The sequence below is a fragment of the Streptomyces sp. NPDC046303 genome, from assembly GCF_055588085.1.
In genome coordinates, this window is sequence record NZ_JBVJFA010000053.1 from 1 (window position 1) to 26,060 (window position 26,060).

Sequence of the window (26,060 nt, forward strand, 5' to 3'; positions counted from 1 at the left end):
AACAGGTGAGGCACCTACCGAAATCGGTAGGTGCCTCACCTGGTCTTACTCTGTCGGGGTGGCGGGATTTGAACCCACGACCTCTTCGTCCCGAATGAGGTCCACCCAAGATCGGCACCTGCGCAAAGGGGATTCCCCCAGGTCAGCACCTTGGCCATGGACGGTCTGGGTGAGTCTCAAGGGGCCTCGAGGTGCAGACCGGCTCCCCGCTGGCTCCCAACCACCGACGTCGTCACGCCCGTGATCACTCGCGATCCGCCCGGATGGCGGGGCCAGTGCTGTGGCGGTTCCTCGCACCGGCCCCGGAGTCAACTACGAGCAGTCGGTCTGACCGGAGCCGCTGCCCGTCGTGTCGGCGGCGTGAGAAGCAGCCGTTGGACATAGCCCCGTGATCGGTCTGCTGAGGAAGGAGATCAAGTCCCCTCCGAGGTGCGGTACGGGATCTCCAGAGAGTGCTCCTCCAGGCTGCGGAGGATCACCTGCCCATCTCGTACCTGGTTGATCAGAAACAGCTCCCGCGTCCGGCAGTCCGGACAGAGGCTTGCCATGGCCAACGGCCAGAGATCGACTGGCCGGCCGGAAGGGTCGCTGTCGACGTAGATCCGGTCCGGCCGTAGGGGGAAGGTGGTGGACCGCTCGAATGGTTCCCAACTCGGATGGCTCCCGCGGAGCCGCAGGCCCGCGGTGCGATAGGAGGAGTCATCGAGGTACTCGCAGCGCTCGACCCAGTACCACTCGATACCCGATAGCCAGTTGACCGAGCTGATGGCCGAAACCACGCGTGGTTCGAGTTTCTCCACGTCTTCGTCGATCTCGTGGTTCATGCGGACGCCGTGGGCATGGTGGGAGTGGTTGCGGAAGTCCTTGATCTCCTCTAGGAGCGCTCGCGTCGTGTCACGTTCCCGGATAGCCGCCAGTTCCGACAAGACAGGGGTCCCCACTTCTTCCAGGAAGCGGTCGATGAGCCAGAGCCAGGTGCCGAAAGTTGCACCGTTGCGGAACTGCTGGCGAAGAGAGCGCGTGAAGCCGTTGTGGTGTGAGATGAGTTCGCTCAGAGCAAGGATGCCCAGCGTACGTGCGGTGCCCTCACCGAGCTTGAGCAAGCCGTCCTTCCGCTCGGCCGGGTGCGTGCTGACGCGGTAGCGGCGGGCGAGAGCGGCCATGTGGAAGGGGTAGCTTGATTCCGCCCGCCAGATGGGGTCATCGAAGGGCCGGACCAGCTGTCCCGCGAGCCGAGCCTCATGAGAGGTGAACCTTATGGTGGTTCGGATCTCCTCACTCAGGGTCTCGCTGCCGGAGAAGATGTTCGGCAGGATGCCCTCGGTCGCAGCCCGCAGGGCGCGGCGTGCCTCCTGCACCTCCTCCAGCAGGTCGTCGACCGCTGTGTCGGTGACCAGGTCCACAGGTACGGGGGTGTCGAGCAAATCACGGACACGCGGAAATGCGCCGCTGTCCTTTCGGGAGTTGAGCCACTCGCAAAGCACTCTGCCGCGGCCTTGCATCGGATGCAGCACGAACAACGGGGTGACAGCGTCGCCGAATCCCGCGGGGAGGAGCCTCCAGTTGCCGATGCGACCTACGAGATCACCGCCCGAGCACGGGGCCAGTTCGGAGTCATCCAGTTCCGCGTCCGGAAGTTCAACCGCTGAGTCAACACTGTGCAGATGTGGTGCCGTGAGATGCTTGGGCGGGGCCAGTGCCTCTCCATCTGGTGCCGGACGGTGCAGTTTGACCCTATCCGTTTCCAATCGGGCAAAGTTCTGCAGTGGTTCGAAGGGGCCGTCGAAATCCGCCACGTAGAAGAGCGTCGACGGAATCTCACATCCCAGTCGAGTCCGGTCGGGGTCGATCCAGGCATCGGGCGTGTGGGGCTGGATCTTAGTACGGAGGTACTCCGCTGGTTCCTCGTGGAACGGCAGGGAGACTGAGCTCCGCAACTCAACGTCGGGCTCCGGTGCCCCACGCCGCTGCTGGAGCTCACCGTCGTCGTCGCGCACACCCAGCGCGTTGCGAACGGCCTTGTCGAATGCGCTTCCGCCAGGCCAGGCCAGGCCGGCCGCTTCGACGGTACGGCGCAGCGCTGTGCGTGCGTCGGAGCTCGTCTTCCATGTCGTACCTACGAGTCCCCGGAGTGCCGAGAGTAGCGCCTCGGGGTCAGCCGTCCGCTGGACTGGCCGCAGAGCGGCGAGCCGGTCGAGGGCTTCCTCGGAGAGCTCGAAGCGCAGTCGCAGCGGACGCTCGATGACGATCTGGCGATAGAGCAGGTCCTCGTTCTGAATGATGCGCACGTGGTCGCGCTGGGATCGGGTCGGGGAAGGAGAGAAGGATGTGGCTTCGCTGTAGAGCCTGACGATCTCGGTGAGCTGATCGGGGCCAAGGTACTTGCGCTTGCCGCCGACGGACTGGCGCATCTTCTGCCAGTGGTCCTGGGCCTTGACGAGAATGACGCGCCCCTGGCGGGTGGTGGGCTTGCGGTTGCTGAGCACCCAGACGTACGTGTTGATGCCGGTGTTGGAGAGCAGCTGGTCAGGCAGGGCGACGATGCCTTCGAGCCAGTCGTTCTCGACGATCCACCGTCGAATGTCGGACTCTCCTGACCCAGCAGGGCCGGCGAACATGGGCGAACCATTGAAGGCGATCGCGATACGGCTGCCGCCGCGGCCGGATTCGTCCACAGGCTTCATCTTCGAGAGCATGTGCTGGAGGAACAGCAGGGATCCGTCGTTGATACGAGGAAGTCCGGCACCGAAACGACCTTGGTGCCCGTCGTAATCGTGCTCGGTGCGGACGTATTCCTCGACCTTTTTCCAATCGATGCCGAACGGGGGATGGGCCAGCAGGTAGTCGAATCGTTCCCCTGTGAATCTGTCCTCACGAAGAACGTTTCCCCATGCCATCCGCTCCGGATCGCGTCCACTCATCAGCATGCTGGAGTAGGCGATTGCCCAGCTCTCATGGTTGAGTTCCTGCCCGGACAAGCGGACACGAGCCTCGGGATTGATTTCGGTGATGCGGTCTGCCGCCTCACCGAGCAAGCCGCCGGTGCCACAGACAGGATCGTGGATCGTCCTGATCACTCCGGGAGCTGCGAGTTGCCCCAGATCGGGCTCCATGACGAGGGCGGCCATGAGCTGGCTGACATCGCGAGGCGTGGTGTGCTCGCCACTGGTCTCGCTCGCGTGCTCGCCGAAGCGGCCTACCAGATCCTCAAAAATGAGGCTCATCTCGTGGACTGAGAGAGCCGGCCCCAGATCCAGGTGCTGGAATCGAGCGACGGTGTGGTATAGCAAATCGGATTCGGTCAGGCGCTTCACCGTGATGCCGAACCCGAAGCGCTCGAAGACGTCCTGGATGTTTTGGGAAAAGCCGCGCACATAGTCGAGCAGGAGTCGCTCAGTCATTTGCGGATCAGTGACGACGTCCGCCAGAGTGAAGCGGCTGGTGTTATAGAAGGGGTGGCCGGAGGCATGCCGGAGTATGGCGCTCGAATCCTGGCCGCCGTGGAGCGCAAACTTCTCTGCCGTGTCTAGAACTTTCTTCCGGGTGGGAGTAAGGAGGCAGTCGAGGCGCCGAAGCACGGTGAACGGCAGCACTACATTGCCGTATTCGGACCTTTTATAGTCGCCGCGAAGTAGGTCCGAAACCGACCAAATGAGTCTGGAAAGTTGCGTTACCGAATCACTCATGCGTTCCCCCACCCTGGACACGTGATACTTCCGCTCTCATCTGGCCGTCCACCACGACCGGCCATGAGGAGCCTACGTGGGGGAGGCGACGGAGCACGCAGGTGATTCGGACAGCCCGAGGTGCAAGCAGGGGCCAAGCAGCTGATCACTCTTCGTAGAGGACGAGACTCGGCAGGAGGGTCCAAAGATATGCCGGAAACGTTCCTCACAGCCGAAGACACCCTACGCGTCAGCGCCGACGGAGCCGAAGACGCCACGGCCCATCAGCCCAGGTCCTGGCGAAGGCGGCAGAGATAGGTGTCGATCTGCGGCAGGCCAGGCCAGTCGCTTCCCCGCAGGCGGGTGGTCTCTGACCTGAGCCGTTCTCCGACCTCCAGTGCCTTGGGGAGGCTTTCCGTCGCGGCGTACAGACTCATCTGCCGTGCGAGGGCATCGAGGTGGCGGTTGACGGCGTCTGTGTCGCTCGCTTCGGGCTTGGCCTTGCTGACACGGTCAAAAGCTCGGATGGCGGCGGTGGCTTCGCCGAGCTCCATCAGGCACTGCGCGGCGTAGTACCAGCACAGCTGGGCTTGCTCGTCATGGCCACCGTAGAGGTCGGTGTAGTGATGGGCGAGCGGCTCGAAGAGCGCGAGGGCCTCGCGGTGGCTTCCGGCCAGGAACTTCACTTGGGCGAGGCTGAACTGCATACCTTCTCTGAGCTCCGGGTCAGCAGCTCTCGAGATGGCCTCGGCAAGTGCGTCGGCTGCCTGGGTGAACTGGCCATCCTGTGCCAGCCGCGCTGCGCGGTCGGAGACCGCGTCCGCCTCTTGTTCGCTCAGTGCGGCGGGGACTGCCGCCGGCCCCTGCAGTTCGGCTGCCGATGAAGGCGCGAGCGGCGAGGGAACGACGACGGTGGGGATGTACGAGGCAGCGGCACTAGGGCTGGGCGCCCGGCCTCCGAAGGGTCGCAGGAACGGCAGACGGGGGTCGAGGATGCCCTCGTCGGTCGCGGCGTGGGTGCCGGTGGGGGCGTGGACGAAGGGCAGGAGGGCGTCGTAGACCTCCATCGCGTCCAAGCGCTGCTCGGATTCCTTGGTGAGCATCGCCAGCAGAAGCTTCTCGATATCGGCCGGCACATCCGGGCGTAGGGTGCGGATGGGCGGGGGCGGGGTGTGGACGTGGTGCCACATGTGGGAGCGGCTGTCGGGGGTGAACGGCGGCCTGCCGGTGAGCAGTTCATGGAGCACGCAGGCGAGGGCGTAGACGTCTGCGGCGGGACCGACGGCGTTGGCCAGGCTCTGTTCGGGGGACATGTAGGGCGGGGTTCCTACAGTCATGCCGACCTGGGTGAGGCGGGGCAGAGTGCCGACTCCGCGCAGGGCGGCGACGCCGAAGTCGAGGACCTTGACCACGCCTCCCGGGGTGAGCATCAGGTTGGACGGCTTGATGTCGCGGTGAACGATGTCGTGACGGTGGACGGTGTCCAGGACGGAGGCAATCTGGGCGCCGACGGCCGCTGCCCAGGAGACCGAAACCGTCTCGCTTTCGTAGTCGGTCTCGTCGATGAACGTCTGCAGTTCGCGTCCCTGCAGGAGCTGCATGACGACGAACAGCCGTCCACTGGCCTCGTCAGTTCCGGTGTCGTAGACGGCCGGCACACCCAGGTGCTCGATGCCGGCCGTGATCTGGACCTCGCGCAGGAAGCGGGCACGGCGGGTCTGCAGGGTCTCCTCGAAGGCCGCTCCCTGGAACCCGGGCGGAACCGGGCTCTCGGCCAGCATCATCTTGACCGCGACCCGGCGGTCCAGGCGCTCGTCGTACGCCTGCCAGACCTCGCCCATGCCGCCCGCGCCGATGGGCGTGTGCAGCCGGTACCGGCCCGCGATCACGCGGGCCGGTACGCCGGCGTCGAAGCTCGGCGTGCCGCCCTGCACCATGCGAGGTCCCTCTCTGTGTGGTCGGAGCGTGACCACCCCGTTCGGCCTCTTGCCTGACGTGCTGCAGAGCACAGGCTATGCGGTCGGCGGTTCCGCCCTACGGCTTCCGGACGACTTGAGCTCGGCGGCCCGCTGCTCGGTGGCCCGGCGCTCGGCTTCCCGTCGGACCGGGCGTCGAATGAGCTGGTACGCCTGCTGGGTCGCGACCTGCTTGAACAGGCGGTTGACGTCGGCGTCGTCGAAGTAGCGGACCATCAGGGCGTCGTTGGACGCCGCCTGGTCGATGACGATCCGGTCGAGGTCCTTCTCCAGTTCCCCGCCGAAGACGTCCTGGTCCTGGTGCATGGCGATGGCCCTGAGTTCGGGGTCCTCGCTGACGGCTACCACGAGCTGGCCGAGCAGGATCTGGTCGGTGGTGGACAGCCCGGTCCCGTACTCCTCGTTGACGGACTGGATCACCTCGGCCAGCGACATCTCCTCCGCCTCGGCCACCGCTCCGGCCGCCTCGGGTACCAGGCCAGGCAGTACCTGCGCGCCCACCGCCTCCAGGCGCAGCTCCGGGGTGCCCGTCTGAGCGATGCGCATGTGACTCGGGGCGGCCGTCCCTATGTCGGCGCCGGCGCTGCGGGCGGGCGCGGGCAGGCGGCGTAGCAGGAAGCGTCCGTACTGGTAGAGCCGTTCCAGTTCGAGGTTCTCGAATCCGATGACGTGGGAGAGCCAGCCGTACGCCTTGGTGTAGGAGTCCAGGGCGCGGCGGAACTCGGAGGCGGTTTCGGGTTCGGTGGCGTTGAGGGCGTTGAAGCGGTCCAGGGCGGGTTGCAGGTAGCCGTAGAGGCGGGCGTGGGCCTTCATGATGGCGGTGTCGGTGGCCGAGCCGCCCTGGAAGGCTGCGAAGTACGCGGTGACGAAGGCGTCCATCTCGGCTTCCACCAGAAGCTGGTAGGCCATCACCTCGCGTTCGCGGTCGAACAGCAGGTTGGGGTCGGTGGGCTCGCTGACCGACGCCTCGTAGTACTGCTGGAAAGCCTGCTCGATGTCCTCGGGCCGGTTGGCGAAGTCGAGGATGAACAGGTCCTCGGTGGTCTTGAGCCGGTGGGTGCGGTTGAGCCGGGAAAGCGTCTGCACCGCGGCCAGCTCCACCAGGACCTTGTCCACGTACATCGTGGTCAGCAGCGGCTGATCGAAGCCGGTCTGGTACTTCTCGGCGACGACGAGAATGCGGTGCTCGGGCTTGGGGACGGAAGGCGGGTTCGGGTCGTCAGCGCGGGTGTAGCCGAAACGTGCTGGCAGTTCGCGTTCGGGAAAGCCGTTGAGCTTGGCCTCGGTGTACTCGATCCCGTCGAGGGTCAGTGCCCCGGAGAACGCCACCAAGGTGCCGCAATCGGTGAAGCCCCGCTGGTCGATGTAGGCCCGCATGGCCTGGTAGAGCCGTACGGCGTGGTCACGGCCGGAGGTGACCACCATCGCCTTGGCCCGGCCGCCGAGGCGCGGGCTGGAATGCGACCGGAAGTGGTCGACGATGATCTTCGCGCGGGAGGCCATCGACGCCTCCGACATCAGCGCGGCCCGCACCAGCCGCGAGCGCGCCTTGCGCGGGTCCACCTGCTGCTCTGCCTCCTCGGCAGCAGCTTCCTGGAGCTTGAAGTACGTTGCGTAGGTGATGTAGTTGCCGAGCACGTCGAGGATGAAGCCCTCCTCGATGGCCTGCCGCATCGAGTAGACGTGGAACGGCCCCTTCTCCTGCTCCCCCGAGCCGGGATTGGCGTAAGGGGTGCCGAAGAGGTCGATCGTCTTCGCCTTGGGAGTGGCCGTGAACGCGAAGAAGGACAGGTTCGGCTGCTTGCCGCGCGCCAGGGCCGCGGCCGTCAGCGGGTCGCCGTCCTCGTCCACCGCGTCCGAGCCGAGACGTCCCAGCGCCTTCTTCAGGGCTGCCGCGCTCTCGCCACCCTGCGAGGAGTGCGCCTCGTCGATGATCACCGCGTAGCGCTGGCCGCCCAGCCCGGCGACCTTGTCCAGGACGAAGGGGAACTTCTGCACCGTGGTGATCACGATCCGGGCCGTCGGCCCGGTCAGCGCGTCCGCGAGCTGCTGGGAGTTCTCGTCGATCCGCACGACCACGCCGGCCTTGTGGTCGAACTGGTAGATGGTGTCCTGGAGCTGCTTGTCCAGCACCCGCCGGTCGGTGATGACGATGACCTTGTCGAAGACCAGCTTGTTCGCCCCCAGACCGGAGGCAAGCGCGGCAGGCGCGATCTGCCCAGGGTCGTGGGAGGTGTGCAGGCTGGACAGGTGGTGCGCGAGCCAGGCGATGGTGTTGGACTTCCCCGAGCCGGCGGAGTGCTGGATCAGGTAGTTCTCCCCCGCCCCGTGGCGGGCCGCGTGTGCGATGAGCTTGCGCACCGCGTCCCACTGGTGGAACCGCGGGAAGATCAACGGCTGCGTGTGCGCGCTACCCGGCTTGTGGGACGGTGCCCGGCCGGCCTTCGCGGCGGCGTCCTCAACGTGCAGGAAGCGCTGCAGCAGCTCCAGCCAGTTGTCCCGGGCCCATACCTCGTCGAAGAGGTACGAGGTGGGGTACTTCCCGTCGGTCGAGGCCGGGACGTTGCCGGCTCCGCCGATCTGGCCGGGGCCACCGGAGCCGGTGTTGAAGGGGAGGAAGCGGGTGGCGTCGCCGGCCAGGCGGGTCGTCAGAAATGCCAGCGTCGGATCGACCGCGAAGTGGACCAGGCTGCGCTTGGCAAAGAACAGTTCCTTCGGGTCGCGGTCGCGGCGGTACTGCCGCTTGGCGTCCTCGACGGTCTGGCCGGTCAGTCCGTTCTTCAACTCCACGGACGCGACGGGCAGTCCGTTCAGGAAGAACGCTATATCGAGGCTGTCGGCCGGGCGCGCGGCGGAGTAGTGGAACTGGCGCACGAAGGTGAGCCGGTTGGCGTCGTACTCGTCCAAGGCGTCGGCGGCGAGAGTGTGAGCGGGGCGGAAGTACGCAAGCTGGATCTTCACGTTGCGGTCATTCACGCCCCGACGCAGTACGTCCAGCAGGCCGCGCGAGTCGATCTCCCGCGCCACCCGCTTGGCGAACCGGCCAATGGCCTGCTCTTCGTCCTCGCCATAGGCGGCCTGGAGCGCCAACCACCCGTCGTTCTGCGACGCGCCGAGGAACGCGGCCAGCTCGGAGGTGTCGATGCCGAGGGTGGGGTTGTAGGTGTTCGACAGCCCGCGCTGCCAGCCGCTGCGCAGTAGCGCCGCTTCCACGGCGTTTTCGAATGCCTTCTCGGTGTGCACGCGGGCGTCGTTCACCTGAATCCCCCTCAGAGGTCGTGGTCGTGCGTGGGGCGGGCGGTGGTGACGTCGAGCTGGCCGGTGACGGCAGCGGTGATTAGCGCCTGGCGGCGCTCGGCGAGGATTTCGAGTTGCGCCCGTAGGCGTCGCCTGAACCGCTCAATCCCGTCGAGCTTTCGCTGGACGGCCTGGACCCTCACCTGCTGAGTTTCGAGCGTCGGCAACGGAATCGGGAATCCCAGGATTTTACTGCTGTTCGTGGAAGCCAAGTTTGTTGTTTTAACGCCCGTACTCTCGAAGTAGCAGCGGCCATGCACCGTGCGGGTCATCAGCGACAGGTAATCGGCATCCAGTTTCAGGACATCCGGGCGGACAGCGAATACGTGATTCTGATGGAGGCAGCCCTTCAGCTCTCCACGCCACACCGTACCCCTACCCAGCTTGTCGAGGTCACCACCTTCAGTCATCAGGACATCGCCCGCCAGAAGGGTGCTCCTCTTGGCGATATTCGCAGGAACAGTGATATCGCTGACGTTGTCGATCTGGATTCGGTCAGCCTGCACATTTGCCACACGCAAATACGGCCGCGTCACCACTTCGCCTGACACGTCGCGCTTCCCATCAACAGTCAGCCCGCTTTGGAGTCTGGCGATGTATCCAAGGCGCACCAACGGCGCATCGTTGCGGGGTTCAGGCAACCAGACCCAGGGCCACTCTTCCGAGACAGAGGTGAGGGAACCAGGAATTAGACCGTCAGTTACCTCGGCATACTCGCACTCATCAAGGACCGCAACCTGCTTCTCTCGCGCGAAAACCAGTCGGTCGATCCGGGCGGTCTCGGAGTCAAGGAAGTCGGCAATTCGGCGTTGCTCCCCCAGGCCAGGAGCACGAAGAGGGATGTTGGCGTAGCGATCGGCGTTGAAGTTTTGGATCGTTGATGTTACCGCTTCAGAGTGCACGATCCCTTGGAAAGGCGATGATTGTGTGCAGTAGTAGACGAAGCGCGGCTCAACGCCCACCCTGGGACGGAATCGGATCAGAAAACCAGCGAATGAATGACCATCGGCCTGCTCGGGGATCATGAGAGAGCGTCCCAATGTGCCGCTGCGCGACAACAGGATGTCCCCATGTCGAAGTCGATGGCGAGGCTCGAGCTCCACATCGACGAATACGCCCTCCTCAGCATTCCTGAGCGTCCCTCTTGCAGAGATGTCGGACGTACGGATGAGCCTGATTCCAGCGGAGGTGTAGTTGTCGGCGGAGATGTTCAATCCGTATTGACCGGAGTCAACGCAAAGGTGCTTCAGGCGTGTGTCCGTCCAGGTCACTCCGCCACCTCGCCCAGCAGCGCCTGAATCTCGGCCTCCAGCGACTTCAGCTCCGCGTCGATCTCCGGCAGCGGCCTCGGCGGCGTGTATACGTAGAAGTGGCGGGTGAAGGGGATCTCGTACCCCAGCTTGAACCGCTCCATCTCCTTGGTCTTCGGGTTGCGGGTCTCTGTGATCCAGGCGTCCGGGACGTGAGGCAGTACCTCGCGGGCGAGGTAGTCGTCGATGTCCTCGTCAAGCGGCACGTTTTCGTTGTCACGCAGGTCGGGGTCAGGCTCGGGTTTGCCCTTGATGAGCTGGACTTCGCCGTCCGAGTCGGTCACTCCCATGGCTTCGCGCAGGGCCTTCTGGAACGGCGCGACGGAGGGCCACAGCACCCCTCCGGCCACCATCGCCGTCCGTACAGCGTCCCATGCCTCAGCCTTGGTGGACCACTGCGATCCGAGCAGCGGCTTGAGCGCGGCGAGTAGCAACTCGGCTGCCGGCTCGCCCCCGACCGCCTTCTTAACGGCGGCCGACACACCGAGCTGTACGAGGCTTTCCTCGGTCAGCTCGAAGCGGAGCTTAAGCGGCCGGTCCACGGTGATGCGCTGGTAGCCGAAGTCCCGGTTATCGAAGAACTTCACCCGCCCGTGGTCCGGATGGGCTTCGTCGCCGGCGATGTTGAGCGCGTCGCGGTAGATCGCGCAGATGTGTCCAATCTGCGCCCGAGACATGCTCTTGCGCTTCTCGCCGAGCGACTTGCGCATCTTGGTCCACTGGTCGCGAGCGTCGAGCAGGATCACGCGGCCCTTGCGATCCGCGGGCTTGCGGTTGGTGACGATCCAGAAGTACGTGGAGATGCCTGTGTTGTAGAAGAGCTGGTCTGGGAGAGCGACAATCGCCTCCAGGTAGTCGTGCTCGATGATCCACCGACGGATCTCCGACTCGCCCGACCCCGCGCCACCGGTGAACAGCGGGGAGCCGTTGAAGACGATGGCCAGGCGCGTACCGCCGACCTCGTCGCCCGCCTCGTCCTTCTTGAGCGGCTGCATCTTGCTCATCATGTGTTGCAGGAACAGCAGCGATCCGTCGTTGATCCGAGGCAGGCCGGCTCCGAAGCGGCCGTCGAATCCCCGGTCCTCGTGCTCCTGGCGTACGACCTTCTCGACCTTCTTCCACTCCACACCGAAGGGCGGGTTGGCGAGCATGTAGTTGAAGGTCTCGCCGTCGTGGCCGTCCTGGCTGAAGGAGTTGCCGAAGCGAATGTTCTTGGCCGTGTGGCCCTTCAGAAGCATGTCGGAGCGGCAGATCGCGTACGACTCGGCGTTCAGCTCCTGTCCGAACAGGTTGACGCGCACGCGCGGGTTCAGCTTGCGGATGTGCTCCTCCGCCGCCGAGAGCATGCCGCCAGTGCCGCAGGCCGGATCGAGGATCTTGACGACCTGGCCCTCCCCCGTCAGCCGGTCGTCGTCCGGGGCGAGCAGCAGCTCGACCATCAGCTCGATGACCTCGCGCGGGGTGAAGTGCTCACCGGCGGTCTCGTTGGAGGCATCGGCGAACTTGCGGATCAGCTCCTCGAAGACATAGCCCATGTCGTGGTTGTCCACGGCTTCGAAGCTCAAATCCAGGCCCGCGAACTTCCGCACCACCTGGTAGAGCAGGTCGGCGTTGTCCAGGCGGTCAATCTGGAGGTGGAACTCGTAGCGATTGATGATCTCGGTGGCCTCCGAGGAGAACCCCCGGATGTAGTCCTTGAGGTTCTTCGCCACGTTGGCCGCGTCGCTGCTGATCGTGTCGAAGGTCTGCTCGGACAGGTTGTAGAACTTCAGCTTGGACGCCGCCAGCAGCAGCCCGTCCTTGTTCTCCCCGGTGTAGGAGGCCGCCCGGTCCCACACCGCCTGGCGAGTCGGAGCCATGACGCAGTCGAGCCTGCGCAGTACCGTCAGCGGCAGGATGACCTTTCCGTACTCCGAGCGCTTATAGTCACCGCGCAACAGATCGGCCACCGACCAGATGAAGTCAGCCAGTTCCTGGTTCTTGCTCAAAGCGTCCTGCCCTCTCGCCCCACTGCGGCGTCTCTGTCGTTCGTCATGCTTGGGTGTTCAGCGTTGCCGCCGTCACAGGCCGCCGGTGGATCGAGGGCACCTCCGGTGAGGCCGTCGCGGGCGAGCCGCGCAGCCCGGTCGCCCATTCTGGCGAGTTCGGCAAGTTCGTGCTCGAACGCACCCAACGAGCGAAAAGCGTCGCCGTAGCGATGCTGCCGCTCAACGTCCATGCGGGGCAGGCGCGCCGCCTGCAGGTCCGCTCGGAACGTACCCGAGGACGACGTGCTACGACGGACGTTCGCCGCACTTCTGGCGAATCCACTCACGTAGTCGGGGTCCAACTGGTCGCTGACGGAGATGAGCTCGTCACCGTCCAGGCTGACCAGGCCGGCGGCCAGCAGGTCGCTCACCGCCACCGGGACGCCATCGTCCAGAGCGTCGGCCCGGCCACGTGGTGGCAGCTCGGGAAGCAGCACCCGGAGGCGGCGCAGGCGCGTGTCCAGATCCTCACGCAGCTTGGCGTACTCCACCGCGTAGTCGGGTTCCGGCTCGCGTACGTAGCGGCTGGGAGTGAGGTCCACCTCGTTGTCCAGCAGATCGATCAGCTGCACCTCCGCCTCCTGGTGCGGCTGAGGGTCCCACGGTCCGTCCGGGCTGTTGGCGCTGAGATCCACCATTCGTACGGTCCCCGCCGGCCGCCCAGGGGCGGACGGACGGCTCAGCAGCCACAGGTGTAGCGGAAGTGCATGACTGGCGGCGAGGCCGGGCGGTAGAGCCACCACTGCGGTGACGCAGCCGCGACGCACCAACTCCGCACGGATTCTGCGACCGGAGCGGCGATGGGCGACCGATGCCGGCAGGACCACCACAGCTCGCCCGCCGGGTGCCGTGTGGTGGTAGCAATGCTGAAGCCAGGCGAGTTCGCTCTCCCCACGCGAGGGCACACCCGCCTCCCAGCGCGGATCAACAAGCAACTGCTCGCGGCCCCAGTCGGCCACGGCGGTTGGCGGCTCGCACACGACCAGGTCTGCGCGGAGGTCAGGGAACGCGTCGGCCCGCAACGAGTCGCCTGCCACCACCTGAACCGGCACCGCTGTCCCAGTGGCGGCCAAGGCCGCACGCACCTGGGCTACGCGTGCCGCATCCGCCTGCGTGTCCTGCCCCAGCCTGCTCTGGACCGCACCGCCGCCCACCGCAACGAGGAGCGAGCCGATGCCGCACGCAGGGTCAAAGACGGTGCCTGAGGTCTCACCAGCGAATTCTCGGACCGCGCGAGCCAGTCGCAATGTCGAGGCCCCGTCCAACGCGGCGCGCGCGGTGGAATCCAGCAGTCGGGCGACCAGAGCATCCATCACCTCGGTGGGCGTCCGGTCGGCAACCAGCCCGTCCACCGCCTGTCGAGCGGCCTGGTCGGCGAGGTCTTCCGCATCGCCCCGGAGATATTCCCCGAGAGCAGCCAGCGCCCCGGCCATTTCCTCGCCGTAGGCACCGCGCAGCGCCTGCCAGAGCAGGACCTCCCCGCTGACCTCTCGCCCGTCACGCTGCCCGTCCAGCCACTGCCGTACCTCGGCGAGCGAGAACAAGGGACTCGCCGAGGTGCCACCTACGGGCGCGGGGAAGTCCGAACGACGCCTGCGCCAGTTGGACACCGCGGCACGCGTCACGCCCGCCAACCGTGCGATCTCCGCAGCGGTCGCCGTGGCATCAGCCGCCTCGTTTCCTCCGATCATGAGGCGACCGTACACCGTTCACGCTCGGATCGCCAAGTTACATTCAGTTGACGGCGTTAACTAGCTCCTGTTCACTGGGTGTCACGCGCCAAGGGCTCCCCGCACACAGCACACCCCACCGGAGGAGAACCGATCGTGAGCACGAAGTCACACGGATCCAGGAGAACGACCCCACGGCATCGACCTCCGCACCTCGACTCGAAGGAGTATCACGTGGCGGCAAAGGAGAAGAGCAGCACCGGCACCCGAAAGTCCACGTTGCACCGGCTCACTGTTCCTAGCGGTGGCGAGGTGGAACTCCGCACTCTTGTGCGTCCTCACTATCTCGATAGACCCGGATACCAAGTCCGCGAGTTCGCCTGGCAGGGCGTCACCGGGCTGCTGGTGAACGGGGGCATCCCCCGAGACCGCGCCGATTGGTGCCCGGCCGTGGAGCGGATCACCGGCCTGGAGGTCAACGAACGGAATCACTCCGCTGCGGGCCTGGTGCTCATGCGCACCGAGCGCGGCCTGTACGCCCTGAGTTACGGGGTCGGCCAGCACATGCTGGACCCGTACTACCGTGATGATGAATTCGGCCTGGAGTTCGCCACCCGCTGCCTCGACGAGGACGGCATCATCAAGGTGCGCAACCAGATCATGGACGGACGAGGGCGCGTCGACGAGTACTCCGTCGCCCGGGGAGAGCGTATCGACGGCTTCGGACTCGACCGGTTCGGCGCAGTCGTCCGCCGCGTCTGTGGAACAGTCAGCGGCATCCCGTTGACCTCACTGCCCGCCGGTAGCTCCAAGCATGTTCGAGTCGAGTGTTCCGAGTCGACCATCAAGCTGCCGCTGGCCACCACCCCGGAGGAATTCCTCAACGACCTGCGCGCGATAGAGGAGGTCTGCTCGCGCCCGGATCCGCTGCCCGAACTGGGCTTCGTCGATCGGCTCCGCACGCTGGACAAGCGCAGCCGCAAGGCGGTGGACGCCCAGGCAGTCCTTGAGCGCATGCTCGCCCACCCTACTCACCCGCGGCTCACGCTGGGAGTTCCGGAGAGCTGCCAGGAGGGCTTCGGCTCCGCCCAGGCGTTCCGGATCAGCTCGGGTAGCCGCAGCATCGACGTCACCGACCTGGACCTTCCGGTCCTCCTCGGCTTCGTCTCGGACAAGACCGAGGGAGAGCGCCTCAAAGCGCTCGGCCAAGTCCGGGTCGTCATGTTCAGCGACGACGACTTGAAAACGCCGACCAGCGCCGCGACCACCGGCAAGGAGTGGCTCATCGCGGACGTCCCTGTGGAAACAGTGCGGTACTTCTACGGCCACGGAAAGTGGTACGAGGTGGGAGCCGGATTCCTCGAGACGCTGGAGGAAGAGCTCCGGGAACTGCTCGGCAAGTCGGCCAGCGTCCAACTGCCCGCCTGGCCAAAGGGAGCACCGAACGCCAAGGGGCGGGACTCTCACGATGAGGACTGGTACAACAAGCAGGCGGCAGGCCAGGAGGGCTACCTCCTCTTCGACAAGAAGAACATCGTCACGGACAAGTTCAATGGTGGCGGCCTGGAGGTCTGCGATGTCCTCGGCCCGGACAACCAGCTGATCTGCGTCAAGAAGGCCACCAGCAGCAACGGCACCGCACCGCTGAACCACCTCTTCGCCCAGGCGGTCACCGCCGTCGAAACCCTGCGCAGCGACAAAGCCATTCGCAGCGCCTTCCTGGGGCAGGTTGCGGACCGTACTCCCGAGCACCGTCTCCTGAGCGACTTCGGCACGCTGAAGGTCGTGCTCGCCATCCTCCTCAAAGACGGAAAGGAGATCACTGTCGACTCCCTCTTCGCCTTCGCCCAGGTCTCCCTCCTCCAGTCGGCACGTCGCTTGCGCGCGATGAACGCAGAGGTCGAGGTCGTCGCTATCCGACGCTGAGCCCGCACTGCTGCAGCGTGCTACAGCGACCGCGGACAACAAGAGCGGGCTGGAACCTCCCCAGCGAAGGGTCAACAGCGGCGATGCGCGCGCAGCCGCGCCGTTGACTGGTGCGCTGACAGGCCTATCGAGCGACGGCATCCCAGGTCGCTACAGTCCGCGCTGACCGCTCTCCCGCCCAGGCGCGCCATCACACAAAGTCACATCTACACACGGATGTTTGCCGAAATCGGCCAGCCACACCCCAAGCCGTCCGGCGCTGGCCTGTATCGGCGAGAGGCGCGAAGAACACCGTTCAGGACGGCCCAAGTAGCGGCTACACGTTGCTAATGGACCGTCAGCCATGGCGCTGGATGTGCGTCATTCGTGCGTCAAGACACTGAGCGATCCAGCGAGGTCTCGGCCATGCCCCCTCTTTGGCTACCCAAAACCGCAGGTCAATGGGCTGCAGCCGTGAACATAGGTCTCCACCTGTTGTCGGTCGGAAAACAGGTGGAGGTGCCTACGTAGACGAATAACCCCAGGTCAGAGGCCCTTTCCAACGGGCTCCAGGATCGCGACGCACTCGACATGATGGGTCATCGGGAAGAGGTCGAAGACGCGCAGGGTGCGGGGCTTGTAGCCGTTTTCCTTGAAGTAGCCCAGGTCGCGGGCCAGGGCTGCCGGGTCGCAGGCCACGTAGGCGATGCGGCGGGCGGAGAGGCCCGCGATGTGGCGGACCGTCTGCTTGCCGGCGCCGGCGCGCGGGGGGTCGAGGACGACCAGGTCGCACTCGGTGATGCCGGTCTTCGGGAGGATCTGCTCGACCTTGCCCTGTTCGATGCGGACGCGGGGGAAGTCCGCCAGGTTGTGGCGGGCGTCCTCGACCGCGCGCTTCGTCGACTCGATGCCGAGTACGGCGCCCGTGTCGCCGAGGCGTTCCGCGAGGGCACCCGCGAAGATGCCGACGCCGCAGTACAGGTCGAGGGCCATCTCGCCCTTGCGCGGCATCAGGCCCTGCATGACGGCCTTGATCAGGGTGTCGGCGGCCTGCGGGTGGACCTGCCAGAAGCCGCCCATGCCGACGCGGTAGGTGCGGCCGTCGGCGCGCTCGCGGACGAAGGGGCGGCCGTGGACGCGGTGGACCCCGCCGTCCTTCTCCTCGACCCGGAGGACCGAGACCGGCTTGTCCAGCTCGACGAGCGGGAGGCGGCCGCCGGGGCGTGGGGTGAGGACCACCTGGCGGTCGCCGGAGCCCGAGGCGGCGATGGCCTCGACGGAGGCCATCTGGGGCCAGTCCTGCTTCTCGATGCCCAGCTCGCTGACGCCCGGCGCCGCGATCATGCAGTGGTCGATCAGTTCGATGTCGTGCGAACGGTGCTTGCGCAGGCCCGCGTTGCCGTCCTCGTCGATGGCGAACTGGACGCGGGTCCGCCACTGGGGGACCTGGCCCGCCGGCAGCTTGTCGCCTTCCGCGGGCATGACGGTGCCGTCCCAGCCGGCCTCCTCGGGGGTGAGCCCGGCGAGCCTCTTCAGCTGCTCGGCGACGACCTCGCCCTTGAGCCGGCGCTGGGCGCCCGGCTTGGCGTGCTGCCAGTCGCAGCCGCCGCACTTGCCGGGGCCGGCGTACGGGCAGGGGGCGGGCACGCGGTCCTTGGAGGCCTCGAGGATCGTGATGGCGTCCGCGCGCAGGAAGCGGGAGTCGGCCTCGCCCTCCGTGACCTTCGCGACGACCTTCTCGCCGGGCAGCGTGTGGCGTACGAACAGGACGCGGCCGTCCTCGGTCCGGGCGATGCAGTGCCCGCCGTGTGCGACGGGGCCGACCTCGACCTCGTACTCCTCCCCGACCAGTGACTGCTTCTCGTTCTGCTCGGTCATGGTGGGGAGACTCCAAGGAAGTGGATCAAAAGGAACGGCCGGACGACCGACCCACCAGTTTACGTGGATCTCGTCCGGCCGTTCACCATCCCGTTCGGCGACCGTTCGGCACCCCGGTCGGCAACCCGTCAGCCCTTCGCGGACGGCTCCCGGGGAGGGCGCGGGGTGTCCACCGGGCCGCGGCGCACCGCGCCCGGGGCGTTCCACTCCTGGCGCTTCTTGGCCCGCCTCTTGGCGAGCTCCGAGGACTCCAGCTGGTAGGGCACCGACGTGACCATCACACCGGGCGTGAACAGCAGCCGGCCCTTGAGCCGCAGCGCGCTCTGGTTGTGCAGCAGGTGCTCGTACCAGCGGCCGACGACGTACTCGGGGATGTACACGCTGACCGCGTCGCGCGGGTTCTCGCTGCGCAGGCCCTTCACGTACTCCACCACCGGCCGGGTGATCTCCCGGTACGGGGAGTCGAGGATCTTGAGCGGGACGTTGATCCCGCGCCGGTCCCACTCCTCGCGCAGCGCCTTGGTCTCGGCCTGGTCGACGCTGATGCTGAGCGCCTCCAGGGTGTCCGAGCGGGTCAGCTTGGCGAAGGCCAGGGCGCGCAGCGTGGGCTTGTGGACCTTGGAGACCAGGACGATCGAGTGGACCCGGGAGGGCCGCACGCTGTCTTCGCTCGGCCCCTCGGCGGCGGCGATCTCGGCGGAGACCCGGTCGTAGTGCTTGCGGATCGCGCTCATCGTGGCGTAGAAGATCACCATTCCGAGCAGGGCGACCCAGGCGCCGTGGGTGAACTTGGTGGCGAGGACGACGACCAGCACCATGCCGGTGAAGAAGGCGCCGAAGGTGTTGATGGCCCGGGAGCGGTGCATCCGGCGGCGGGCGGCCGGGGCCTGCTCGGACTTCAGGTGGCGGTTCCAGTGCCGGACCATGCCGATCTGGCTGAGCGTGAAGGAGACGAACACGCCGACGATGTAGAGCTGGATCAGCTTGGTCGAGTCGGCGTCGTAGAGCCACACGAGCAGCATGGCGGCGCCCGCGAGGAGCACGATGCCGTTGGAGAAGGCGAGCCGGTCGCCGCGGGTGTGCAGCTGGCGCGGCAGGTAGCGGTCCTGGGCGAGGATCGAGCCGAGCAGCGGGAAGCCGTTGTACGCGGTGTTGGCGGCCAGGAACAGGACCAGCGCGGTGGCTGCGGCGAGCACGATGAACAGGATGCTGCCGCTGCCGAAGACGGCCTCGGCGACCTGGGAGATCACCGGGTGCTGGACGTAGCCTTCGCCGACGGGGACGCCGTCCCTGAGCAGGTCCTGGGCGGGCTTCTCGGCCATCCGCACGTTCGTGGCCATGGCCAGGCCGATGATCCCGCAGAACATGGTGACGGCCAGACCGCCCATGAGCAGCAGGGTGGTGGCCGCGTTCTTGCTCTTGGGCTTGCGGAAGGCGGGGACGCCGTTGCTGATGGCCTCGACGCCCGTGAGGGCCGCGCAGCCTGAGGAGAAGGCCCGCAGCAGCAGGAAGACCAGCGCGAATCCGGCCAGGCCCTGGTGCTCGGCCTTGATCTCCAGGTCCGCGGTGGGGGCCGTCATGGTGTCGCCGGCGACGATGCCCCGCCAGGCACCCCAGGCGATCATGATGAAGACGGCCCCGACGAAGACGTAGGTCGGGATGGCGAAGAGGGTTCCGGACTCCTTCACGCCGCGCAGATTCATCAGCGTGAGCAGAAGAATCATGACGATCGCCGAGAGCACCTTGTGCTCGATGACGAAATCGACGGCGGAGCCGAGGTTCTCGACTCCGGAGGAGATGGAAACGGCGACGGTCAGGACGTAGTCGACGAGCAGGGCGCTCGCCACCGTGAGACCGGCCTTGGGCCCGAGATTGGTGTTGGCGACCTCGTAGTCACCGCCGCCGCTCGGATAGGCGTGGACGTTCTGCCGGTAGGACGCGACCACCGTGAACATCAGCACGACGACCGCGGCGGCGATCCACGGGCTGAACTGGTACGCCGACACGCCCGCGATCGACAGGACCAGCAGGACCTCGCCCGGGGCATATGCCACGGAGGAGAGCGGGTCGGAGGCGAAGACGGGGAGGGCGACCCGCTTGGGGAGGAGGGTTTCTCCGAGGCGGTCGCTGCGTAGCGCCCGGCCGATCAGGATCCGTTTGGGCACGTCGGTCAGTTTGGACACGCAGAGGATCGTAAGCGTTGGAAATCGGACTGACGAACCCCCCACCCCTTCTCCGTGCAATCCCGCCGCAATTCCTCCTCGCGTACACCTGCGGTGCACACCGAGTGCACGGCAAGAAGTCACACTCGTGACCGCCCGTGTGTAGCTTGGGCCATGGTCTGAGACCCTGTTAAACCAGAGCATGCAATGAGGCTGGGAACCAGCGAGCCGCTGACAGCCGGAAGGACGGCCGTGCACATCGTCATCATGGGTTGCGGAAGAGTGGGTTCCGCCCTCGCGCAGACCCTGGAACAGCAGGGGCATACGGTCGCCGTCGTCGACCAGGACCCCACCGCATTCCGCCGGCTGGGGGCCGGATTCGGCGGCCGCCGCGTCACCGGGGTCGGCTTCGACCAGGACACCCTGAGGGAGGCCGGAATCGAGGAGGCGGGTGCTTTCGCCGCCGTCAGCAGTGGTGACAATTCCAACATCATCGCCGCCCGCGTGGCCCGCGAGATGTTCGGCGTGGAGAACGTCGCCGCCCGTATTTACGACCCCAAGCGCGCCGAGGTCTACCAGCGCCTGGGCATCCCCACCGTGGCCACCGTGCGGTGGACCGCCGACCAGATGCTGCGCCGGCTGCTGCCCTCGGGCGCCGAGCCGCTGTGGCGGGACCCGAGCGGCGGTGTGCAGCTCGCCGAGGTGCACGCCTCGCCCGCGTGGATCGGGCACAAGGTCAGCAAACTGCAGGAGGAGACGGGCGTCCGCGTCGCCTTCCTCACCCGCCTGGGTGAAGCCATGCTGCCCACGTCGGCGACCGTCCTCCAGGAGGGCGACCTCGTGCACGTGATGATGCGCACGGACGAGATCGACAAGGTCGAGGCGGCCTTCGCCGAGGGGCCTGAGGAGGCACACGCATGAGAGTCGCGATCGCCGGGGCAGGCGCGGTGGGCCGCTCCATCGCGGGCGAGCTGCTGGAGAACGGCCACGAGGTGCTCCTGGTCGACAAGGCCCCGACCGCCATCTCGGTGGAACGGGTGCCGCAGGCCGAGTGGCTGCTGGCCGACGCCTGCGAGATCACCTCGCTGGACGAGGCGGCGCTGCAGCGCTGCAACGTGGTCATCGCGGCGACCGGCGACGACAAGGTCAACCTCGTCGTCTCGCTGCTCGCCAAGACCGAGTACGGGGTCCCGCGTGTGGTGGCCCGCGTCAACAACCCGAAGAACGAATGGCTCTTCAACGAGTCCTGGGGCGTCGACGTCGCGGTGTCCACGCCGCGTCTGATGTCGGCCCTGGTCGAGGAGGCCGTCAGCGTCGGCGACCTGGTGCGGCTGCTGCGCTTCAGCCACGGCGACGCGAACCTCGTCGAGCTGACCCTGCCGGCGGATTCCTCCGTCGCGGGCACCCAGATCAGCGACATCTCCTGGCCCGAGGACACCTCGCTGGTCACGATCATCCGGGGCAACCGGGTGCTCACCCCGCACGGGGAGGAGACCCTGGAGCCGGGTGACGAGCTCCTCTTCGTGGCCGCGCAGGCCCGGGAGCAGCAGCTGGAGGACCTCCTCCAGGCCCGCCGCTAGCAGACGACGAAGGGGGCGGGGCGACCGGATCGGTCGCCCCGCCCCCTTCGCACTGCCCGGCCGCCGGTTCCGGGCCGGCGCGGCCGGATCAGGCCCGGTTCTCGCGGGCCGCGGCTTCGGCGGCCTCCTTGGCCTCCCACTCCGCGATCACGTCGATCGGCGGCGGGGCCTTCGCCAGGAACACCCAGGTGAAGTACACCGCGAGCACCATCGGCGGAAGCTTCAGCGCGATCAGGACCCAGCCCAGCTGCGTCGCGTCGCCCCACCAGTACAGCGGGAAGAGGATCGCGTACTTGGCCAGGAAGATGATGCCCCAGGCCAGGCTGGCCTTCGTGTACGCCTTCTTGCGGCCGGGGTTGCGCGTGCGCCAGGACAGGTTCTCCTTGAACACCGGCCCGAGGATCACGCCCAGCAGCGGGAAGCCCGCCAGTGCCGAGACCGTGAAGGCCACGCCGAGACCGGCGCCGTAGATCATGCCCGGCAGGTAGAAGCCCTTCGCGCTGCCCGTGAACAGGGCGAAGGCCACGCCCACGCCCACGCCGAAGACCCCGCTGAAGGCGTGCTTCACCGTGTCCTTGCGCAGCAGCCGCACGATCACCAGCAGGACCGCTACCGCGCCCGCCGCGATCGCGGAGAGCTTCACGTCCCGGTTGATCGTGTAGATCATGACGAAGAGCAGCCCGGGGAGCATCGTCTCCACGGTCCCCCGGATGCCTCCGAAGGCGTCGAACAGCGCCGCCTGCGTCACCGCGCCCTGGTCATCGGCGGGAGGGCCGGATACCGAGGCGGGGGGTTCCGGGTTGGTCGGTTTGTCGAGTGACGTCACCGGTCAGTGCTCCTGTCCGAGCGGTCGGAGTTCGTACTTCGGGTTGAAGAGCACCCGACGGCCGTGGGTCATGGAGATCCGCCCTGAGGCGATCATGCGCCGGCCGGGCTCGATTCCCACGATCGAGCGACGCCCGAGCCACACCACGTCCAGCGCGGCCGAGCCGTCGAACAGCTCCGCCTCCAGGGCGGGGACTCCCGCGCGCGGCCGCAGGGTGACGGTACGCAGGGTTCCGGTCACCTTGACTATCTGCCGGTCGTGGCAGTCGCAGATCCGCGTGCACCCCGCGGCTTCTGCGTCCTCTTGCAGCTCCGCCGAATGCAGCTCCTCCTGGGAGGTGGACAGCCGCTCAATCATCCGGCGGAACCGGCCCGCCGGCCTGGCCGGCTTCGCGGGCTTCTCGGGACGCGGTTCAGCACTCATAACAGGAAGCGTACCGGCGTGCCCACTACCTCTCGAAGCGGTATCCCATGCCCGGTTCGGTGATGAAGTGCCGCGGGTGCGAGGGGTCGGCCTCCAGTTTGCGCCGCAATTGCGCCATGTAGACCCGCAGGTAGTTCGTCTCCGTGCCGTACGAGGGTCCCCAGACCTCCTGCAGCAGCTGCTTCTGGCTGACGAGCTTCCCGCCGTTGCGGACCAGGACCTCCAGCAGGTGCCACTCGGTGGGCGTGAGCCGTACGTCGCGCCCCTCCCGTACGGCCTTCTTCGCGGCCAGGTCCACCGTGAAGGCGTCGGTCTCCACGACCACCTCCTCCTCGCCGGGCCCGGCGGACGGCTCGGCCCGGCGGACGGCGGCGCGCAGCCGGGCCAGCAGCTCGTCCATGCCGAACGGCTTGGTGACGTAGTCGTCGGCGCCCGCGTCCAGTGCCTCCACCTTCTCGTCGGAGGTGTGGCGGGCGGAGAGGACCAGGATCGGCACCCGGGTCCAGCCGCGCAGCCCCTTGATCACCTCGATGCCGTCCATGTCGGGCAGGCCCAGGTCGAGGAGGACCACGTCGGGGTGGCGGGCCGCGGCGAGCTCGAGGGCGCTCGCGCCGTCGGCCGCCGCGTCGACCTCGTACGAGCGTGCCTTCAGATTGATCACGAGGGCTCGGACGATCTGCGGCTCGTCTTCCACCACGAGCACCCGGGTCATTGCGGTCCTGCCTTCTGTCGCATCATCCGATCACGGTCGTGATCACGTTCCACTATGTCCGCTCCGTCCCGCGGCGCCGCCCGCAGGGTCAGCACCATGGTCAGCCCGCCGCCGGGGGTGTCCTCGGCCCTGAGGGCGCCGTCCATCGCCTCGGCGAAGCCCCGGGCGACGGCGAGCCCGAGGCCCACCCCCGCTCCGCGCGGCGCGTCCCCGTACCGCTGGAACGGGGCGAAGATCTTGTCCTTGGCCTCGTCGGGCACGCCCGGCCCCCGGTCGACGACCCGTACCTCGACCCGGTCGCCGAGGAAGCTGGCCGCGACCAGCACCCGCTTCCCCAGGGGGCTGTACTTGACGGCGTTCTCGACCACGTTGGCCACGGTCCGCTCCAGCAGCCCCGGGTCCACCGCCACCATCGGCAGCGTCTCGGGGACGTCGAGCAGCACGCTGTCCTCCGGTACGCCGCCCAACGCCATCGGGACCACCTCGTCGAGGTCGATCTCCCTGATCAGCGGGGTGACGGTGCCGGTCTGCAGCCGGGACATGTCCAGCAGGTTGCCCACGAGGTGGTCGAGCCGGTCGGCGCCGTCCTCGATGCCCTCGAGGAGTTCGGCCCGGTCCTCCTCGGACCAGTCCACGTCGTCGGAGCGCAGGGAGGTCACGGACGCCTTGATCGAGGCCAGCGGCGTACGGAGGTCATGGCTGACGGCGGCCAGCAGCGCGGTCCGGATCCGGTTCCCCTCGGCCATCCGGCGGGCCTCCTCGGCCTCCCCGACGAGGCGCTGCCGGTCCAGGACCACCGCGGCCTGGGCGGCGAAGGCGCCCAGCACCCGGCGGTCTTCGGCGGGCAGCACCCGCCCCGACAGGGCCAGCGCCATGTGGTCGCCGATCGGCATGTCGACGTCGGCGTCCTCGGGCCGGTCCACCGGGCCGGGGCCGACGCTGCCGGCCCGCTTCCACGGCTCGACGCCGCCGGCGCGTTCCAGGAGGGCCACGGACTGCATGCCGAAGGTTTCGCGCACCCGCACCAGCAGCGCGTCCAGGCTGGTCTCCCCGCGCAGCACGCTGCCGGCCAGGAAGGAGAGGATCTCGGACTCGGCGCGCAGCCGCGCCGCCTGGTGCGTGCGCCGCGCGGCCAGGTCGACCACGGAGGCCACGGAGACGGCGACCCCGAAGAAGACGGCGATGGCGAGGATGTTCTTGGGGTCGGAGACCGTGAGCCGGTGCAGGGGCGGGGCGAAGAAGTAGTTCAGCAGCAGCGATCCGACGGCGGCGGAGGCCAGGGCCGGCCAGAGGCCGCCCAGCAGCGCGGCCGCCACCGTCAGCGACAGGAAGAGCAGCATGTCGTTGGCGAGCCCGAGGTCCGCGTCGATGTGCGTGAGGAGCAGGCACAGCAGGACGGGGAGGGCCGCGCCCACCACCCAGCCCGCCGCGATCCGGGGCCGGCCGAGGCGGGCCGCCGAGCGGACCCCGGGGAGGCCGCGCCCGCGGGCCACCGCCTCGTGCGTGACGATGTGGACGTCGAGGTCGGGTCCCGAGTCGCGGGCGACGGTGGCCCCGACGCCCGGGCCGAAGACGTACTGCCAGGCCTTCCGGCGGCTGGAGCCGAGCACGATCTGGGTGGCGTTGACCCCGTGGGCGAAGGCGAGGAGCGCCTCGGGGACGTTGTCGCCGATCACATGATGAAACGTTCCGCCTAGGTCCTCCACCAGCGTCCGCTGGACGGCGAGCTCCTTCGGCGAGGCCGAGGTGAGCCCGTCGCTGCGGGCGATGTAGACGGCGAGGATCTCGCTGCCCGATCCCTTGGCCGCGATGCGGGAGGCGCGCCGGATGAGCGTGCGCCCCTCCGGCCCGCCGGTGACCCCCACGACGATCCGCTCCCGCGCCTGCCAGGTGGAGCGGATGCCGTGCTCGCCGCGGTACTGCTGGAGGTACTCGTCCACCCGGTCGGCCACCCACAGCAGCGCGAGCTCGCGCAGGGCGGTCAGGTTGCCGGGGCGGAAGTAGTTGGACAGGGCCGCGTCGACCTTGTCCGGCTGGTAGATGTTCCCGTGCGCCATCCGCCGGCGCAGGGCCTGCGGGGACATGTCGACGAGCTCGATCTGGTCGGCCCGCCGCACCACGTCGTCCGGCACGGTCTCCCGCTGGCGGACCCCGGTGATCGACTCGACCACGTCCCCGAGGGACTCCAGGTGCTGGATGTTGACGGTCGACACCACGTCGATGCCGGCCCGCAGCAGCTCCTCCACGTCCTGCCAGCGCTTGGCGTTGCGCGAGCCGGGCACGTTGGTGTGCGCGAGCTCGTCCACCAGCGCCACGTCCGGCCGCCGGGCGAGGACGGCGTCCACGTCCATCTCGGTGAAGACCGCCCCGCGGTGGGTCAGCTCCCTGCGGGCCACCTGTTCCAGGCCGTGCAGCATGACCTCGGTACGCGGCCGCCCGTGGTGTTCGACGAACCCGACGGCGCAGTCGGCTCCCCGCTCCACCCTGCGGTGGGCTTCGGAGAGCATCGCGTAGGTCTTGCCCACACCGGGCGCCGCGCCGAGATAGATCCTTAGCCTGCCGCGTCCCATGCGCCCATTCTCGGGGACGCCCGCACCGTCCACGCACCGATGGGGGGCCGGACGCGCAT

At 67.4% G+C, this 26,060-nt stretch carries 15 protein-coding genes; 3 read left to right on the top strand and 12 right to left on the bottom strand.

Features of this window, described 5'->3' with window-relative positions; translation table 11 throughout:
- Positions 1–413: 413 nt before the first annotated feature.
- From ACZ6I1_RS32710 to ACZ6I1_RS32735, 6 genes are all read right to left on the bottom strand, one after another.
- Entirely contained in the window at positions 414–3,686 is a 3,273-nt protein-coding gene (locus ACZ6I1_RS32710; RefSeq protein WP_469292540.1) for a type I restriction-modification system subunit M, read from the bottom strand.
- 263 nt (positions 3,687–3,949) lie between these two features.
- On the bottom strand, positions 3,950–5,602 hold the full coding sequence (locus tag ACZ6I1_RS32715) for a protein kinase domain-containing protein (protein ID WP_469292541.1): 1,653 nt from the start codon (positions 5,600–5,602) through the stop codon (positions 3,950–3,952).
- A 75-nt stretch (positions 5,603–5,677) separates the two neighbouring features.
- A complete protein-coding gene (locus ACZ6I1_RS32720) occupies positions 5,678–8,899 on the bottom strand; it encodes a type I restriction endonuclease subunit R (RefSeq protein ID WP_469292543.1) in 3,222 nt (1,073 codons plus the stop codon).
- Between the two features lie 11 nt (positions 8,900–8,910).
- Entirely contained in the window at positions 8,911–10,209 is a 1,299-nt protein-coding gene (locus tag ACZ6I1_RS32725; RefSeq protein WP_469292545.1) for a restriction endonuclease subunit S, read from the bottom strand.
- Complete coding sequence (locus ACZ6I1_RS32730; protein ID WP_469292546.1) at positions 10,206–12,236, bottom strand: type I restriction-modification system subunit M; 2,031 nt, start codon at positions 12,234–12,236, stop codon at positions 10,206–10,208. The genes ACZ6I1_RS32725 and ACZ6I1_RS32730 overlap by 4 nt, the downstream gene beginning before the upstream one ends.
- Positions 12,233–13,966 carry an HsdM family class I SAM-dependent methyltransferase gene (locus ACZ6I1_RS32735; protein ID WP_469292548.1) on the bottom strand — a complete coding sequence of 578 codons (1,734 nt, stop codon included), beginning with the start codon at positions 13,964–13,966 and terminating at the stop codon, positions 12,233–12,235. The genes ACZ6I1_RS32730 and ACZ6I1_RS32735 overlap by 4 nt, the downstream gene beginning before the upstream one ends.
- A 213-nt stretch (positions 13,967–14,179) precedes the next feature.
- Between ACZ6I1_RS32735 and ACZ6I1_RS32740 the strand changes: the two genes are divergently transcribed.
- Positions 14,180–15,871: a DUF6119 family protein gene (locus ACZ6I1_RS32740; protein ID WP_469292549.1), complete on the top strand. Its 1,692-nt coding sequence runs from the start codon at positions 14,180–14,182 to the stop codon at positions 15,869–15,871.
- A 525-nt stretch (positions 15,872–16,396) separates the two neighbouring features.
- On the opposite strand, the gene ACZ6I1_RS32745 is transcribed toward ACZ6I1_RS32740, so the two are convergent.
- Complete coding sequence (locus ACZ6I1_RS32745) at positions 16,397–17,728, bottom strand: class I SAM-dependent RNA methyltransferase (protein ID WP_469292551.1); 1,332 nt, start codon at positions 17,726–17,728, stop codon at positions 16,397–16,399.
- Between the two features lie 128 nt (positions 17,729–17,856).
- On the bottom strand, positions 17,857–19,911 hold the full coding sequence (locus tag ACZ6I1_RS32750; RefSeq protein WP_469292552.1) for an APC family permease: 2,055 nt from the start codon (positions 19,909–19,911) through the stop codon (positions 17,857–17,859).
- Between the two features lie 231 nt (positions 19,912–20,142).
- On the opposite strand from ACZ6I1_RS32750, the gene ACZ6I1_RS32755 reads away from it, so the two are divergent.
- A complete protein-coding gene (locus ACZ6I1_RS32755; protein WP_469292553.1) occupies positions 20,143–20,811 on the top strand; it encodes a potassium channel family protein in 669 nt (222 codons plus the stop codon).
- Complete coding sequence (locus ACZ6I1_RS32760) at positions 20,808–21,470, top strand: potassium channel family protein (RefSeq protein ID WP_469292554.1); 663 nt, start codon at positions 20,808–20,810, stop codon at positions 21,468–21,470. The genes ACZ6I1_RS32755 and ACZ6I1_RS32760 overlap by 4 nt, the downstream gene beginning before the upstream one ends.
- An 88-nt stretch (positions 21,471–21,558) precedes the next feature.
- On the opposite strand, the gene ACZ6I1_RS32765 is transcribed toward ACZ6I1_RS32760, so the two are convergent.
- From ACZ6I1_RS32765 to ACZ6I1_RS32780, 4 genes are read right to left on the bottom strand one after another with little or no spacing between them, the layout of a single operon-like run.
- Positions 21,559–22,296: a DUF3159 domain-containing protein gene (locus ACZ6I1_RS32765; protein ID WP_469292556.1), complete on the bottom strand. Its 738-nt coding sequence runs from the start codon at positions 22,294–22,296 to the stop codon at positions 21,559–21,561.
- Positions 22,297–22,299: 3 nt separating this feature from the next.
- On the bottom strand, positions 22,300–22,719 hold the full coding sequence (locus ACZ6I1_RS32770) for an OB-fold nucleic acid binding domain-containing protein (RefSeq protein ID WP_078626234.1): 420 nt from the start codon (positions 22,717–22,719) through the stop codon (positions 22,300–22,302).
- 25 nt (positions 22,720–22,744) lie between these two features.
- A complete protein-coding gene (locus ACZ6I1_RS32775; protein WP_469292558.1) occupies positions 22,745–23,431 on the bottom strand; it encodes a response regulator in 687 nt (228 codons plus the stop codon).
- Positions 23,428–26,001, bottom strand: a complete 2,574-nt coding sequence (locus ACZ6I1_RS32780) for a DUF4118 domain-containing protein (protein WP_469292559.1) — start codon at positions 25,999–26,001, stop codon at positions 23,428–23,430. The genes ACZ6I1_RS32775 and ACZ6I1_RS32780 overlap by 4 nt, the downstream gene beginning before the upstream one ends.
- Positions 26,002–26,060 lie beyond the last annotated feature (59 nt).